General features: G+C 56.2%; 15 protein-coding genes. 8 read left to right on the top strand and 7 right to left on the bottom strand.

Annotated features, from left to right (window positions below; all coding sequences use genetic code 11):
- Window positions 1-70 precede the first annotated feature (70 nt).
- The 5 genes from AC1UKS_RS20640 to AC1UKS_RS20620 all read left to right on the top strand — a co-directional run bounded on the left by AC1UKS_RS20640 (window position 71) and on the right by AC1UKS_RS20620 (window position 3526).
- Complete coding sequence (locus AC1UKS_RS20640; protein WP_106381885.1) at window positions 71-535, top strand: Lrp/AsnC family transcriptional regulator; 465 nt, start codon at window positions 71-73, stop codon at window positions 533-535.
- A 257-nt stretch (window positions 536-792) separates the two neighbouring features.
- Window positions 793-1407 (top strand): YitT family protein, encoded by a 615-nt coding sequence (locus tag AC1UKS_RS20635; protein ID WP_013200356.1) that lies wholly within the window; start codon window positions 793-795, stop codon window positions 1405-1407.
- A 47-nt stretch (window positions 1408-1454) separates the two neighbouring features.
- Window positions 1455-2648, top strand: coding sequence for an amino acid aminotransferase (locus tag AC1UKS_RS20630; RefSeq protein ID WP_482435081.1), 1194 nt, complete (start codon window positions 1455-1457; stop codon window positions 2646-2648).
- A gap of 38 nt (window positions 2649-2686) precedes the next feature.
- The gene (locus tag AC1UKS_RS20625) at window positions 2687-3103 is read left to right on the top strand and encodes a secondary thiamine-phosphate synthase enzyme YjbQ (protein WP_482435079.1); all 417 of its coding nucleotides are present in this window, start codon (window positions 2687-2689) and stop codon (window positions 3101-3103) included.
- A gap of 90 nt (window positions 3104-3193) precedes the next feature.
- Window positions 3194-3526 carry an MmcQ/YjbR family DNA-binding protein gene (locus AC1UKS_RS20620; RefSeq protein ID WP_013200359.1) on the top strand — a complete coding sequence of 111 codons (333 nt, stop codon included), beginning with the start codon at window positions 3194-3196 and terminating at the stop codon, window positions 3524-3526.
- Window positions 3527-3529: 3 nt separating this feature from the next.
- Here the strand turns inward: AC1UKS_RS20620 and AC1UKS_RS20615 are convergent, their stop codons facing one another.
- The 6 genes from AC1UKS_RS20615 to AC1UKS_RS20590 form a co-directional block, all read right to left on the bottom strand.
- Window positions 3530-4648 carry a M20 family metallopeptidase gene (locus AC1UKS_RS20615; protein ID WP_482435078.1) on the bottom strand — a complete coding sequence of 373 codons (1119 nt, stop codon included), beginning with the start codon at window positions 4646-4648 and terminating at the stop codon, window positions 3530-3532.
- Window positions 4649-4691: 43 nt separating this feature from the next.
- Window positions 4692-5447, bottom strand: coding sequence for a glutamine amidotransferase (locus AC1UKS_RS20610; RefSeq protein WP_482435077.1), 756 nt, complete (start codon window positions 5445-5447; stop codon window positions 4692-4694).
- A gap of 12 nt (window positions 5448-5459) precedes the next feature.
- On the bottom strand, window positions 5460-6539 hold the full coding sequence (locus AC1UKS_RS20605) for a phosphotriesterase family protein (RefSeq protein WP_482435076.1): 1080 nt from the start codon (window positions 6537-6539) through the stop codon (window positions 5460-5462).
- Window positions 6540-6542: 3 nt separating this feature from the next.
- Window positions 6543-7544: an ABC transporter permease gene (locus AC1UKS_RS20600; RefSeq protein WP_482437064.1), complete on the bottom strand. Its 1002-nt coding sequence runs from the start codon at window positions 7542-7544 to the stop codon at window positions 6543-6545.
- Between the two features lie 19 nt (window positions 7545-7563).
- Window positions 7564-8310, bottom strand: a complete 747-nt coding sequence (locus AC1UKS_RS20595) for an ATP-binding cassette domain-containing protein (protein ID WP_482437063.1) — start codon at window positions 8308-8310, stop codon at window positions 7564-7566.
- Window positions 8311-8716: 406 nt separating this feature from the next.
- The gene (locus AC1UKS_RS20590; RefSeq protein WP_482435075.1) at window positions 8717-9730 is read right to left on the bottom strand and encodes a LacI family DNA-binding transcriptional regulator; all 1014 of its coding nucleotides are present in this window, start codon (window positions 9728-9730) and stop codon (window positions 8717-8719) included.
- Between the two features lie 353 nt (window positions 9731-10083).
- On the opposite strand from AC1UKS_RS20590, the gene AC1UKS_RS20585 reads away from it, so the two are divergent.
- Window positions 10084-11037 (top strand): ABC transporter substrate-binding protein, encoded by a 954-nt coding sequence (locus AC1UKS_RS20585; protein ID WP_482437062.1) that lies wholly within the window; start codon window positions 10084-10086, stop codon window positions 11035-11037.
- A gap of 36 nt (window positions 11038-11073) precedes the next feature.
- Here the strand turns inward: AC1UKS_RS20585 and AC1UKS_RS20580 are convergent, their stop codons facing one another.
- The gene (locus AC1UKS_RS20580) at window positions 11074-11934 is read right to left on the bottom strand and encodes a PfkB family carbohydrate kinase (protein WP_482435074.1); all 861 of its coding nucleotides are present in this window, start codon (window positions 11932-11934) and stop codon (window positions 11074-11076) included.
- Window positions 11935-11961: 27 nt separating this feature from the next.
- Between AC1UKS_RS20580 and AC1UKS_RS20575 the strand changes: the two genes are divergently transcribed.
- Together AC1UKS_RS20575 and AC1UKS_RS20570 are read left to right on the top strand one after the other, a co-directional pair.
- The gene (locus AC1UKS_RS20575; protein WP_482435073.1) at window positions 11962-12807 is read left to right on the top strand and encodes a BtpA family protein; all 846 of its coding nucleotides are present in this window, start codon (window positions 11962-11964) and stop codon (window positions 12805-12807) included.
- Window positions 12808-13458 carry a TenA family protein gene (locus AC1UKS_RS20570; RefSeq protein ID WP_482435072.1) on the top strand — a complete coding sequence of 217 codons (651 nt, stop codon included), beginning with the start codon at window positions 12808-12810 and terminating at the stop codon, window positions 13456-13458. It abuts the gene before it with no gap.
- The last annotated feature ends 25 nt before the right edge of the window (window positions 13459-13483 follow it).

The raw sequence follows: 13483 nt of genomic DNA, 5'->3' as shown, positions 1-13483 counted from the left end.
GTTGGACAACCAGGCGAAAAATGCGGTTATCTGTCTGGGTAGCGTCCCTGATTAGCCGCCCGGATCGATAATGACCCAGATAGATGATTACGACCTTAAGATACTGACTTTACTTGAAACTAATGGTCGTCTGACCAATCAGGAACTGAGCGATCTGGTGGGGCTTTCTGCCTCACAATGCTCGCGCCGCCGCATCAACCTTGAGCAGGCGGGCTTGATTCTGGGATACCACGCGCGGCTGTCGCCGGATGCGGTCGGTTTAGGCATGATTGGGCTGATTGAAGTGCGCCTGATTAACCATACTTCAGACTACGTTGACAGCTTCCACAGCATGGTTGCCGAGCAGTCGGCGATTGTCGATGCCTATAAAACCACTGGCGACGCCGACTATTTACTGAAGGTGGCGGTGAAGGATCTGGCCGGGCTCAGTGCCTTAATCAGCCAGCTGGTTGCCGGTCACCAAAGCGTGTCACATGTCAAAACGTCCGTGGTGTTAACCCGTTTAAAAGAGAATGGCGTGATGACCCCCGCCTGAGGGCTGAGTGCACCAAAACAGTGCGTGAGTGGATCGTGTTAGTGCATGAAACGCGGTGTTGATGCGTGAAACGTGTAGGAAAAAGAATTTGAGTGCGTGATCTGACGGAGTAGCCCGTCTTTCATGCACGAAAATAAGTAGTAAAGCGCCTTGTATTCAATGGGATAATTCGCTGGCACCATCCGGCAGTCGTCTTTACTGCCGGATTGGTGCGATTTTTGCTATACCCAGAGACTATTTCTCTGAGAATCAGCACCATGGATAATGTCGTTTCCCCCACAAAAGTCCCCCACACCCTGGTTGAAGATGCGCTGGCGATCCTGTTTGGTACGCTGCTGGTCTCCTTTGGTATTACGCTGCTAAAAACGGCTGGCGCGTTAACCGGCAGCACTGCGGGCATCGCCTTCCTGATCAGTTACCTGACGCACACCTCTTTCGGCGTGGCCTTCTTTGTGATCAATCTGCCGTTCTACTGGCTGGCGGCAAGCCGCATGGGTTGGGCATTCACCCTAAAAACCTTCTGCGCGGTCGGGTTGGTGTCGCTGTTCACCCATTTACATCCGCTTTTCATCCACTTTTCCGCGTTGGATCCCTTTTACGCCACACTGTTCGGTAACGTGATAATGGGAATTGGGTTTATAGTGTTGTTTCGCCATAAAGCCAGTCTCGGCGGCATCAATATTCTGGCGTTATGGCTGCAGGATCGGTACGGTATTCGTGCCGGGAAGCTGCAAATGGGCGTCGATACCTGCGTGGTGCTGGCGTCATTATTTGTGGTTTCCATGCCGATGCTGGCCGCTTCAATCGTTGGCGCGCTGATCCTCAATCTGATCATTGCCATGAACCATCGCCCTGGCCGCTATTACGTCTGATAAGTTGTTAACCTACAACACCACACCAATTAATGGAGATCTGCACCGTGTTTCAAAACGTTGATGCCTACGCTGGCGATCCAATTCTCTCCCTGATGGAGACGTTCAAGCAGGATACCCGACCGCAAAAGGTGAACCTGAGCATCGGCCTGTATTATGACGGCCACGGTGTAATCCCCCAGCTGAAAGCCGTGGCAGAAGCGGAAGCGCGCCTGACAGCCCAGGCACAGAATGCCTCGGTTTACCTGCCGATGGATGGCCTGGCACCTTACCGTAGCGCGATTGCCCCGTTACTGTTCGGGCAGGATCACCCGGCGCTGAAAGCGGGTCGCATTGCAACCATCCAGACAGTCGGTGGCTCTGGCGCGTTAAAAGTCGGTGCAGACTTCCTGAAAACCTACTTCCCTGGCTCGTCTGTGTGCGTCAGCGATCCGACCTGGGATAACCATGTCGCGATCTTCAGCGGTGCCGGATTCGAGGTCAGCACCTATCCGTGGTACGACGAAGAGACCAACGGCGTGAAGTTTGACCAGTTCATGGCCAAGCTGAACACCTTGCCCGCGCAGACCATCGTGTTGCTGCACCCATGCTGCCATAACCCGACTGGTGCCGATCTGACTAACGCTCAGTGGGACAGCGTGACCGAAGTGCTGAAGACCCGCGATCTGATCCCGTTCCTCGACATCGCCTATCAGGGCTTTGGTGCCGGAATGGAAGAGGATGCGTATGCGATCCGCGTTATTGCCGCGGCAGGCTTGCCAGCGCTGGTCAGCAACTCATTCTCTAAAATTTTCTCGCTGTACGGTGAGCGCGTTGGCGGCCTGTCAGTGGTCTGTGATGATGCGGAAGAAGCCTCTCGCGTGCTGGGCCAGCTGAAAGCGACCGTACGTCGCAACTACTCCAGCCCACCTAACTTCGGTGCCCAGGTGGTGTCCTGCGTGCTGAACGATGCTGAACTGAAAGCCAGCTGGCTGGCCGAAGTAGAAGAGATGCGCGTGCGTATCTCCTCTATGCGTCAGGCGCTGGTCGACGCGTTGACCCAGGCGATGCCGGGTAAAAGCTTCGACTACCTGCTGAAGCAGCGTGGCATGTTCAGCTACACCGGCCTGAGCGCAGCACAGGTTGATCGCCTGCGCGAAGAGTTCGGCGTTTACCTGATCGCCAGCGGCCGCATGTGTGTCGCCGGGCTGAACAGCCAAAACGTTCACCAGGTGGCCGAAGCCATGGCTGCTGTAATGTAACTGCACGCCCGCACTCATTGAGTTAAAGGAACAAGACAATGTGGTATCAGCAGACGATTACCTTAAGCCCCAAATCCCGTGGATTTCATCTGGTTACCGAAGAGATCGTTGACGAGCTGCGGCGCTTAAGCGACGTGCAGGTTGGGCTGCTTCATCTGCTGCTACAACACACCTCCGCGTCTTTGACCCTCAATGAGAATTGCGACCCAACGGTGCGCAGCGATATGGAACAGCATTTCCTGCGCGCCGTGCCGGAAAACGCGCCTTACAAACACGATTATGAGGGGGCTGATGACATGCCCGCGCATATCAAGTCGTCGCTGTTAGGCACGTCGCTGCTATTGCCCATCGGTCGTGGGCGTTTGATGCTTGGTACGTGGCAGGGGATCTGGCTCGGTGAGCACCGCGTGCAGGGCGGATCGCGGCAGATTGTTGCCACGCTGCAAGGCGAATAAGTCGTCAGATACGCCAGATCGCCTATACTCACCTACCAACGCCGGGCAAAAAACCGACAACATTGCCAGGCTGCAAGGAGAATGTAAAAGATGAACGTATCGGATCTTCTGTCTTACTGTATGGATAAGCCAGGCGCGGAGCAAAGCGTGCACAGCGACTGGAAAGCGACCCAAATTAAAGTGGATGACGTGCTGTTTGCGCTGGTGCACGAGGTGGATGGCCGTCCGGCCGTGGCGTTGAAAGCCACACCGGCGCTGGCCGATTTACTGCGTGAAGCGCATACCGACGTCCGTCCCAGCGACCATCTGAATAAGTCGCACTGGAGCACCGTCTTGCTGGACGGCACCTTAAAAGATTCGCAGATCTATTATCTGGTCGATGCCTCGCTGCAAAAAGCGCTGGACACCCGCGGCGCCCATTAACATTCAGCCGTTTTGCCAGTCAACTATCAGCTGGCCATACAGCCTTTCCGCGTCGGCAAGGCGGCTCAGCAGGCAATACTCATCGGTCTGATGTGCCATGGTCGGCTCTCCTGGCCCCAAAATAATGCACGGCGGATTGCCCATTGCCGGCAGCAGCAACGATGCATCGGTAAAGTAGGGGACGATTTTCGCCTCAATCGGCTGGTCGTGCAGCGGCTGACAACGCCGATACACATCGGCAATCCAGCGGTTATTCTCTTCACTCAGCACCGCAGGCAGATCGACCAGCGTGGACACCATCACCTTTTCGCCCAGCGTGGTGGTAAGGTTCTGACGGATGGTGGCGTGATGCAGATTGGGTGCGGTACGAATATCCACATCAAACTGCGTGCGGTCCGGCACCGAGTTAATATTCAGCCCGCCGTGGATGCGGCCAACGTTGATCGTCGGCTGCTTCATCAGTGGGTGAGGGGCGCCGGGCGTGAACGTCTGGATCTTACCTAACGCTTCCGCCGCCAGATAAATGGCGTTGATCCCCAGCTCCGGCATCGCGCCGTGCGCCGTTTTGCCCCGCGTTTCGCACCGTAACCACAACGCGCCCTTATGGCCAATCACCGGGTAGTTAGCCGTCGGTTCACCGACGATCAATGCGCCCACCGCCGGCAGATCGCCAGCCGAAATCAGCGCTTTCGCGCCGTCACAGCCGGTTTCTTCTCCGCCCGTTATCAGCATGACCACGCCTGAACCTCTGCGGATGGTCGCCAGATTGTCCACGCAGGCCACGGCAAACGCCGCCACGGCCGCTTTCATATCACTGGTACCACGACCGTACAGACGATCCCCGTCGATCGACGACCCAAAAGGATCGTACTGCCAGGTTTGATTGCCCAGCGGCACGGTATCGAGATGGCCGGTAAAGCCCAGCGGATCGCCCTCTGATTCGCCGTCGATCCGGGCGATCAGGTTCTCGCGATCCTTGCCGAATCCGCTGAGCGTCACCTCAAAGCCATTGTCCTCCAGCCAGCCGGCCAAAAAGGCCATGCAGGCCGCTTCGTTGCCGGGCGGATTAATGGTATCGAAGCCCAGCAGGCGCTGGGCAAGCTGAAGCGTTCGATCGGTCATGCGCCGGACTCCTCAGGCGGGGACAGCAGGTTAGCCACGGCCATTATGCCTTCTCCGTCAGCCAGTCCAGACAGTTGATCCACAGCTGACGATAGCCTGGCCAGGCGGCAAACTCCGTCGGCAGCCAGTGCGCTGACATATCGCTGGTCCAGACTAACGAGCGGCCTTGTTGATATTCGCGCACCGCGACCAGCGGATGCGCCGTGCCCGCGATGGTCGCCAGCAGCGTGCCTTCCGGCTGCATCTCCACTTCGTTGTAGCCCAGCAGCCACGGCCAGTCGCCCGCAATATCGTTGAACACCGCGTGTGACTCTTTGATCTCCGGATAAATGCCTTCCGGCGATTCAATCCGGTCATCCCAGGCCAGGCAGCGAACCGGCAGCACCTTTTCCACAGCGGTGTTGCGGTAGCGCGCGCCACCGTTGATCCCCTGGAAACTGTAATAGCCGCCAATCATCATCAGGCTGCCGCCGGCGGCGACGTAATCGTGGATCAACGCCAGACGGTTCGGCGTGCGCTGGCTTTTCAGCCAGGTATCGGGATGCAGCAACAGCGTATTGGCACCGATATCGGAAAGGATAATCGCGTCCCACTCCTGTAAGGCCGCAAGCGTCAGCGGAAAACTGACCGGCGCTTCATGGGCCGGCATATGGGTGATGGCGTAATCGCTGTCGGCCAGCGCGGCAAGGAAATCGGTGGCACCATTGTGCCAGGTTGCCGTGGCGAACTGGTCGAAGCCCTTAACGTGTGTTGAGGTGCTGGTCCAGGATTCACCGACCAGCAGAATTTTCTTTGGCATTATTCTCTCCCTTTACCCGCCAAATACGCGCTGCGGGTTAGCAATCATTAATGTTTCAAGCTGCTCACCACTGACGCCATGGCGGCGCAGACGGGGAACGAAATGTTTAAGGATGTAGCCGTAACCGTGGCCGCCGTAGCGGGTCAGCATGGTTTTGAGAAAAACATCCTGCGACAGCAGAACTTGCTGAATAAAGCCGTCATCGATCAGTTCGCGGATCGCCCGCGCATTCTCTTCATCAGAAGGCGACTGCGCAGTCTCATCGGCGTAGTAGTAGCTCATGCCGATCATGTCGTATTCCAGAAACGCCCCGCGCTGCGCCAGTTCACGCTGATAACGTTTGTCAGCAAAACTGGGGTTCATATGGCACAGCACCGTATGACGCAGATCGGCGCCTTCCTGTTCCAGAATATCCAGCACCTTATGGCCCAGTCGTTCCCAACCCGGCAGGTGCACCTCAATCGGCACGCCGGTTGCCGCGCTGGCCCGGCCGGCGGCCCGCAACGACTTTTCTTCATCGGCGGTAAAGCGGCTGGAAACGCCGATTTCGCCAATCAGACCGGCAATCACCTCCGGCTTTTCTTCCGCGCCGCCGACATCGTAAATCAGCTTTTCGGTCAGCTGTTCGACCGAGATAGTCTTCACCCATTCGGGATGCGAAGGCTCCAGATACAGGCCGGTGCCCATCACGATATTCAGCCCGGTCAGCCGGGAAATGCGTTGCAACGCTTTGGGATCGCGGCCGATGCCAATGTTGGTCGGGTCGATCACCGTCTGGCCACCCAGCTCGCGGTACTTCATCACCTCCTCGATGGCGACATCGACATCAAACAGCTGGCAGTTATCGCGGCTCATCAACGGGTTAAGCGACAGCTCACCCAGATTTTCAATCTTGACCGGCATCTCGGCCACATGACGATCGCTACAGCAGCAGGGCGCCACCCACTTGCCGGACGCATCCAGCAGAATGTGTTCGTGCATCAGCGTCACGCCCATCTCACTCAGCGGCATCGGCCCTAATACGGTCATCACATGGCCACTGCTCACCCCAACGGGCAGGGGATCGGCATGGCGAAAAATAGACCCTTTCATCAGCTATCCTTTCGAGGGCGCGCGCGCCGGGTTAAGAATGCGGGTGTTCAGCCAAATCGCCAGCAGGATGATGGTGCCGGTGGCAATCTGGGTATAAAACGGCGAGATATGGGACAGGATTAAACCGTTCTGAATGATGGCAATCGACAGGGCACCCAGCAGCGTGCCGATAATGGTGCCAAAGCCACCAAACAGGCTGGTACTGCCCAGCACCACCGCGGCAATCACCTGCAATTCAAAGCCTTCGCCCTGGTTGGAGGAACCGCTGCCCAGACGCGCGGTGATAATCATCCCGGCCAGTGCCGCCGCCATGCCGCTGATCATATAGACGCGCATCGTTACCGCTTTGGTGTTGATCCCGCTGCGGCGTGCGCCTTCGGTGTTGGCACCAATGGCGGTGACGTAACGGCCAAAGCGCATATGATTTAGCACGATATGACCGACAATCAGCACCACGATGCCAATCAGCGCCGGCATCGGAATGCCGACCACCCACGCGCGGCCCATCAAGGTAAACGGGCTGTCAGCCGGAATCGGAATCGAATAGCCCTGGGTGATCAGCAGCGCCACCCCGCGCACCACCGCCAGCGTGGCGAGGGTGACGATAAAGGCGGGAATGCCTTCGTAAGCAATAAAGAAACCGTTGATCGCCCCAACCAGCGCGCCGAGCATCAGGCCGCCAATCAGCACCACCGGCCAGGGCAGTCCCCAGCTGTTCAGGGCAATCGCCGACAGCGCGCCAACCAGCGCCAGCGTGGAACCAACCGACAGATCGATACCGCCGGTGGTGATCACCAGCGTCATCGCGGTGGCGACAATCAGCAGCGGGGCGCTCTGGCGGATGATATTCAGCCAGTTGGTGCTGCTGAGAAAGTTGCTGGTGATAAATGAGAACACCACGCAACAGAAGATGAAAAACAGCGCGATACTGACCACGCCAGAATGGTTGTGCAGCAGGCGACGCGGCAGCGAATGCCGGATCATGCGTGTACCGCTTAAATTGATCATACTCATCCCGTTTACCTCATTGCGCGGCGGCAGAATGTGCGGTGAATTTCTCGCCGACAATCAGGTTAACGATATCGCTGAGGCTGGTATCAGCCACCTGACGATCCGCCACGTTGGTACCTTCGTACATCACCATAATGCGGTCACAGACCAGGAACAGATCCTGCAAGCGGTGGGTGACCAGAATAACGCTGACGCCACGCGCGCTGACGCGCCGGATCAGTTCGAGTACCGCTTCCACTTCGGCCACCGCCAGCGCGGCGGTCGGTTCGTCCATGATCAGCACTTTCGGCTCAAAGGCGGCCGCGCGGGCAATGGCAATCGCCTGACGCTGACCGCCCGACAGATTGCGCACCAGCAGGCGGGTATCCGGAATCGAAATGCCCAATCCTTTCAGCATTTCCCGCGCATCGGCATGCATTTTTGCCTGGTCGAGAAACGGGATACCCAGAAGATGCTTCAGCGGTTCGCGACCCATAAACAGATTGCCGGCCACGTCAACGGTGTCGCACAGCGACAGATCCTGATAAACCATTTCGATATGACACCGGCGGGCGTCCGCCGGATTGGTAAAGTGCATCTCTTCCCCATCAATGCGGATCGCGCCGCTGGTGGGCACCACCGCGCCGGAAAGCACTTTGGTCAGCGTGGATTTCCCCGCGCCGTTATCACCCACCAGGCCCAACACTTCACCCGGCGCCAGCTTGAGGTTCACCCCGCGCAGCGAGCGGATCGCGCCGTAGGTCTTGGTGATATTGACCATTTCTACCCGCGCTCTGGCAGGCTGTGGCTGTTGCATCGTTGACTCCCATCGCAGTTCGTTTATGAGGGCAAACCCTCTCGCCAGACATCGATTACCCGGGACGGTGATGGCCTAAAAGGGTTCCGCTGGTCGCGGTCTACTTCTTGTAAACCGGTTTACCTGAACAACGGAACTGTCTCCAGTGCACATCGGGACAAAACGCTAACTATTTGTTCGCCACTGATCACTAAGCAGCTTCCATGCCAGGCTGGAGAGCAGGGCGGAGAGGGGATTTCTAATTGGCTGTAAACTAATGGGATAATTTTAAATGTATCGGTAAACCGGTTTACCTGCTGCTCAAACGGTATGCGGTGTTGAACGGTTTTTGCGCCAAAACTGTGCGATTACTGCGCCATTGTGGACCAGTCTAACGCGACTGAATCGAATCGCGTCCAATCCAGGTGACCGGCAGGCGGGTTTCGGCAGGGACATTTTCCTCGCCGTTTAGCAGCCGCAGCATCAGGCTGACCGCGGTTCTGCCCAGTTCCCGTGCGGGTTGGCGAATGGTGGAAATACGCGGTTGGGTGAAATCGGCGTAGCTGGCGTCATCGAAGCCAACCAGCGATAAATCCTGTGGTGCACGCAGGCCCAGTTCCCGCAGACCATCTAACAAACCGAGCACCAGAAAATCACTGGCGGCAAAGATCGCCGTCGGGCGGATCGCCTTACTGAACAGCGTGTGCAGCGCCTGCTGACCGAACTCGCGCTGATATTCGCCGTACATCACCCACTCTGGCGGACAGTGCAAACCGGCCTGCGCCAGCGCGGTGCAAAAACCCTGGTAACGTTCGCGCACGCTCATCAGCTCATCGGGCCCGCCGATAAAGGCGATCTGCTGGTGGCCAGCGGCAATCAGCTGCTGGGTGGCGATAAAGCCGCCCTGAACGTTGTCGGCAAATACCTTTGGCACCTTGCTGCCGGGGATATCTTCATCCAGCAGGACAATGCGCTGGTGGCGCTGGATCTCCCGACATAACAGACCGTTATCGGGACGGTTAGTGGTAAACAGCAGGCCATCAACCTGGCAGGTATCCAGCCAGCGAATAAACTGCGTCTCTTTTTCGGGATTGTTACGGGTGATGCACAGCACCAGGCTGTAACCGTGTTCGAAAGCGGCTTCTTCCGCCGCATCGGCCAGTTCGGCAAAGAAGGGGTTGGTAATATCCGGCAGCACCAGGCCGAGCGTTTCGCTGCCACCTTTGCTCAACCGGCGGGCGAGGCTGTTCCCGCGATAATCCAGCTCGGCAATCGCGGATTCAATGCGCGCAATGGTCTCTTGTGGCAGCACAATGCTGTTGTTCAGATAGCGGGAAACTGTCGCTTTCGACAAGCCCGCATGGGATGCCACATCGGAGAGCAAAACGCGTTTTTTAATCATCATGCCGGCCACTTCAGAGAAAGAAGGGTATCTGTAACATAGTTAAGCGCCGCTGTTATACCCTTTTTGCTGCAATTCGCGTTGGCGAAAATAGCGCTTGACAAAAAAACGGCCACGGAGAATTGTAATAGGCAGTTTACCTGCCCGACCCGGGAAGAGATTCCCACCCGTTTGAGAGACATTTTATCCCTGCACCGAAATGGACCGGCTGCCTAAATGTTTTTTTCACGGCTTCAACTTAGCCATCCCTTTTTAAGGGGTGTCTACGTCACGACGCGACTATTTGCCCTGCCATCCATAATTCCGCCCGGCGTATTTTATGCCGAGGTAGAGATTTACTCCTATTGAGGATCATGATGATGGTTTTTAACACCGGAAAATTGCGTCTTATAGCACTGGCAACCGTTTTACTGGCATCTGGCAGTTATATGACCTCGGCGCTGGCAGCGGCACCGACTTATGCATTGGTGCAGATTAATCAGCAGGCGTTGTTTTTCAACCTGATGAATAAGGGTGCGCAAGACGCAGCGAAAGCCAGCGGCAAAGATCTGGTGATCTTTAATGCCACGGATAATCCCGTTGCCCAGAATGATGCCATCGAAAACTATATTCAGCAGGGTGTGAAGGGCATATTAGTCGATGCGATTGATGTGAACGGTATCATGCCGGCGATTAAAGAGGCCGCGGCGGCGAAAATCCCCGTCATTGCCATTGATGCGGTGCTGCCAGACGGCCCGCAGGCCGCGCAGGTTGGCGTCGACAACATTGAGGGCGGCAAAATCCTCGGCCGATACTTCGTTGATTATGTGAAAAAAGACATGGGTGGCAAAGCACGCGTCGGTATCGTCGGTGCGCTGAACTCGGCTATCCAGAATGACCGTCAGAAGGGCTTCGAAGAGACGATTAAGAGCAATAAACAGATTACCGTTGCGGACGTAGTGGATGGCCAGAATATTCAGGACAACGCGATGACCGCGGCGGAAAACCTGATCACCGGTAACCCGGATATCACCGCAATTTATGCCACAGGTGAACCGGCGCTGCTTGGCGCGATCGCGGCGGTAGAGAACCAGGGTCGCCAGAAAGATATCAAAATATTTGGCTGGGATCTGACCGCAAAAGCTATCAGCGGCATTGATGGCGGTTACGTCACGGCGGTATTGCAGCAGGATCCGCAGAAGATGGGCGAAGAAGCATTAAAAGCCCTCAATGAGATTACCGCCGGTAAAACAGTACCGAAAAGAATTTTGGTCCCGGCTACCGTGGTCACCAAAGAGAATGTCGGTCCCTATCGCACGCTGTTTAAATAAGACAGATGGCCCACATGAAAATGTGGGCCATCCGGTTTAATTTTGCAGTATGGCGCTCAGTTCGACGATGCTCGGGAACGCGCTGTAGGTCCCTGGGCGGCTAACGGTAATGGCAGCGGCCTTGCTGGCGTGAGTGAGTGCTAACATATCAATCTCTGACTTACGCAGTAGCGCAGAGGCCAGCATCACCGCCAGAAAGGTATCGCCAGCGCCGGTGCTGTCGACCGCAGTCACCGGGATGGCGGAACAAAACGCTTCGTTATCAGGGGTTTTGAGCGACGCGCCCTGTGAACCGTGAGTGACCACTAACATTTTGACCCCTTCTGGCTTCAGCAGCGCCGCTTCATGCTGATTGAGGACGGCAATATCAACCAGAGACCAAAGCTCAGCGAAGGCGGCTTTGACCGGTGAAGGGTTAAACACGGTGATCATGCCACGGGCATTAGCAAATTCGAACAGGCCACGGGTTTTCTCAACGGAGAAATTACCCTGTTGCAGCAAAACGTCACCGGGCTGGGCGGCAGAAAGCGTCTGCGTAATCTCGGTGAGCGATAATGAATCCGCCGCGGTGGTGGTGGTGATAATGGCATTATCACCGTCGGCGCTATTGAAAATAATTGAGGTATCACTGTGACAAGGGAATAACGTTTCAGGCAACAGTTGCAGCGGTTCAGCGAGCATCTGCTCTTTGATCCACTTGCCATTACTGTCGTTTCCGATCGCGGCGACCAAAATGGTTTCAATGCCGCAGCGGGAAAGTAATATTGCCTGATTGGCGCCTTTGCCACCGATATCTTGTGACGTTTTATTGCCATGAATGGATGAACCTTTTGTGGGGATATCGGGAATCGACCAGATTTCATCGACGGTAATATTCCCGGTGACATAAACACGCATAGTGTTTCCTTGAACAGGATGAAGAAGATGGTTTCTATATCAGCAGGAAAAACAGACGCAATACAAGCTATTTTTTCACGTAAGAAAGTGGTCATTGGTGTAATTCATTGTGACCCTTTTCCCGGCACGCCGAAATACAGAGGTAAAACCATTGGTGATATTATTGAACGCGCGTTACGTGATGCAGACAATTATGTTTCCGGCGGCGTTCATGGTCTGATAATTGAAAATCACGGCGATATTCCTTTTTCTAAACCGGAAGATATCGGCCCGGAAACGGCAGCATTGATGGCGGTGATCACCGAAAAGGTGCGCACCCGTTTTAACGTGCCGTTAGGCATCAACGTGCTGGCAAATGCGGCCATTCCTGCTCTGGCTACCGCACTGGCCGGCGGCGCCGACTTTATCCGCGTCAATCAGTGGGCCAATGCCTATATTGCCAACGAAGGCTTTATCGAAGGCGCGGCCGCTAAAGCGCTGCGTTATCGCAGCCAACTACGTGCTGAACACATTAAGGTCTTTGCCGACAGCCACGTAAAACATGGCAGCCACGCCATCGTCGCCGACCGCTCTATTCAGGAACTGACCCGAGACGTCGACTTCTTCGAAGCCGATGCGGTGATCGCCACCGGGCAGCGTACCGGCGACAGCGCCACGCTGAGCGAAATTGATGAGATCCGCGGAGCCACCGCATTGCCGCTGCTGGTGGGATCGGGCGTTACGCCGGATAACGTTGGGCAGATCCTGTCGCGTACCCAGGGGGTGATTGTCGCCAGCGCGTTAAAGGTGGATGGCGTCTGGTGGAATGAGGTTGAGCTGGCGCGGGTGAAGCATTTTATGGCTGCGGCGGCGTCCGTGTTGGAGGGCGAGTAGATGGAAACCTTCAGCGACCATTTGCTGCGGGAGCATCAGGGAGCCTGGCATGAGATGCAGCAGCATCGCTTTGTCTGCGAGATTGAGCACGACGTGTTGTCTGACGACGTTTTCAATCGCTATCTGGTGTTTGAAGGTAACTTTGTCGCCACCGCCATCGCCATCTTTGCGCTGGGCGTCAGTAAAGCGCCCGATATCCGCCAGCAGCGCTGGTTAATCGGCGTACTGAACGCGCTGGTCGATACGCAGATCGCCTGGTTTGACACGGTGCTGGCCAAACGCAACGTCAATCCGGCCGATTACCCGGACGATCTGCCTGGCGTCAGGCGGTTTCGTGACGGCATGCTGAACGTGGCCCAGCGCGGCAGCTATGAAGAGATCATCACCCTGATGTTCGGCGCGGAGTGGATGTATTACCACTGGTGCACGCGCGTCAGCCGGAAAACGCAATCCGATGAAGATGTGCGACGTTGGATCGAGCTGCATGCGGAAGAGGAATTTTTCCAGCAGGCCAGCTGGTTAAAAACGGAGTTGGATCGCTGTGCGGCGCAACTGAGTGCAGAGCAGAAATTCGCGCTGTCTGACCTGTATGGCAAGGTGCTGAGGTGGGAAATTGATTTCCATAGCGCCGCCTATGCCGAAGCGAACTGACGGGGCAAGGATCGTCAGGCGGTTC

Source organism: Erwinia sp. AK-PDG3-5, from assembly GCF_056821705.1.
The sequence above is the reverse complement of the archived record's forward strand: the minus strand, read 5'-3'. Positions and strand labels throughout refer to the sequence as shown.

Coding starts and splice junctions, on each gene's coding strand:
- AC1UKS_RS20640 (WP_106381885.1), top strand. CDS start 71: ATGACCCAGATAGATGATTACGACCTTAAGATACTGACTTTACTTGAA.
- AC1UKS_RS20635 (WP_013200356.1), top strand. CDS start 793: ATGGATAATGTCGTTTCCCCCACAAAAGTCCCCCACACCCTGGTTGAA.
- AC1UKS_RS20625 (WP_482435079.1), top strand. CDS start 2,687: ATGTGGTATCAGCAGACGATTACCTTAAGCCCCAAATCCCGTGGATTT.
- AC1UKS_RS20620 (WP_013200359.1), top strand. CDS start 3,194: ATGAACGTATCGGATCTTCTGTCTTACTGTATGGATAAGCCAGGCGCG.
- AC1UKS_RS20615 (WP_482435078.1), bottom strand. CDS start 4,648: ATGACCGATCGAACGCTTCAGCTTGCCCAGCGCCTGCTGGGCTTCGAT.
- AC1UKS_RS20610 (WP_482435077.1), bottom strand. CDS start 5,447: ATGCCAAAGAAAATTCTGCTGGTCGGTGAATCCTGGACCAGCACCTCA.
- AC1UKS_RS20605 (WP_482435076.1), bottom strand. CDS start 6,539: ATGAAAGGGTCTATTTTTCGCCATGCCGATCCCCTGCCCGTTGGGGTG.
- AC1UKS_RS20595 (WP_482437063.1), bottom strand. CDS start 8,310: ATGGTCAATATCACCAAGACCTACGGCGCGATCCGCTCGCTGCGCGGG.
- AC1UKS_RS20590 (WP_482435075.1), bottom strand. CDS start 9,730: ATGATGATTAAAAAACGCGTTTTGCTCTCCGATGTGGCATCCCATGCG.
- AC1UKS_RS20585 (WP_482437062.1), top strand. CDS start 10,084: ATGATGGTTTTTAACACCGGAAAATTGCGTCTTATAGCACTGGCAACC.
- AC1UKS_RS20580 (WP_482435074.1), bottom strand. CDS start 11,934: ATGCGTGTTTATGTCACCGGGAATATTACCGTCGATGAAATCTGGTCG.
- AC1UKS_RS20575 (WP_482435073.1), top strand. CDS start 11,962: ATGGTTTCTATATCAGCAGGAAAAACAGACGCAATACAAGCTATTTTT.
- AC1UKS_RS20570 (WP_482435072.1), top strand. CDS start 12,808: ATGGAAACCTTCAGCGACCATTTGCTGCGGGAGCATCAGGGAGCCTGG.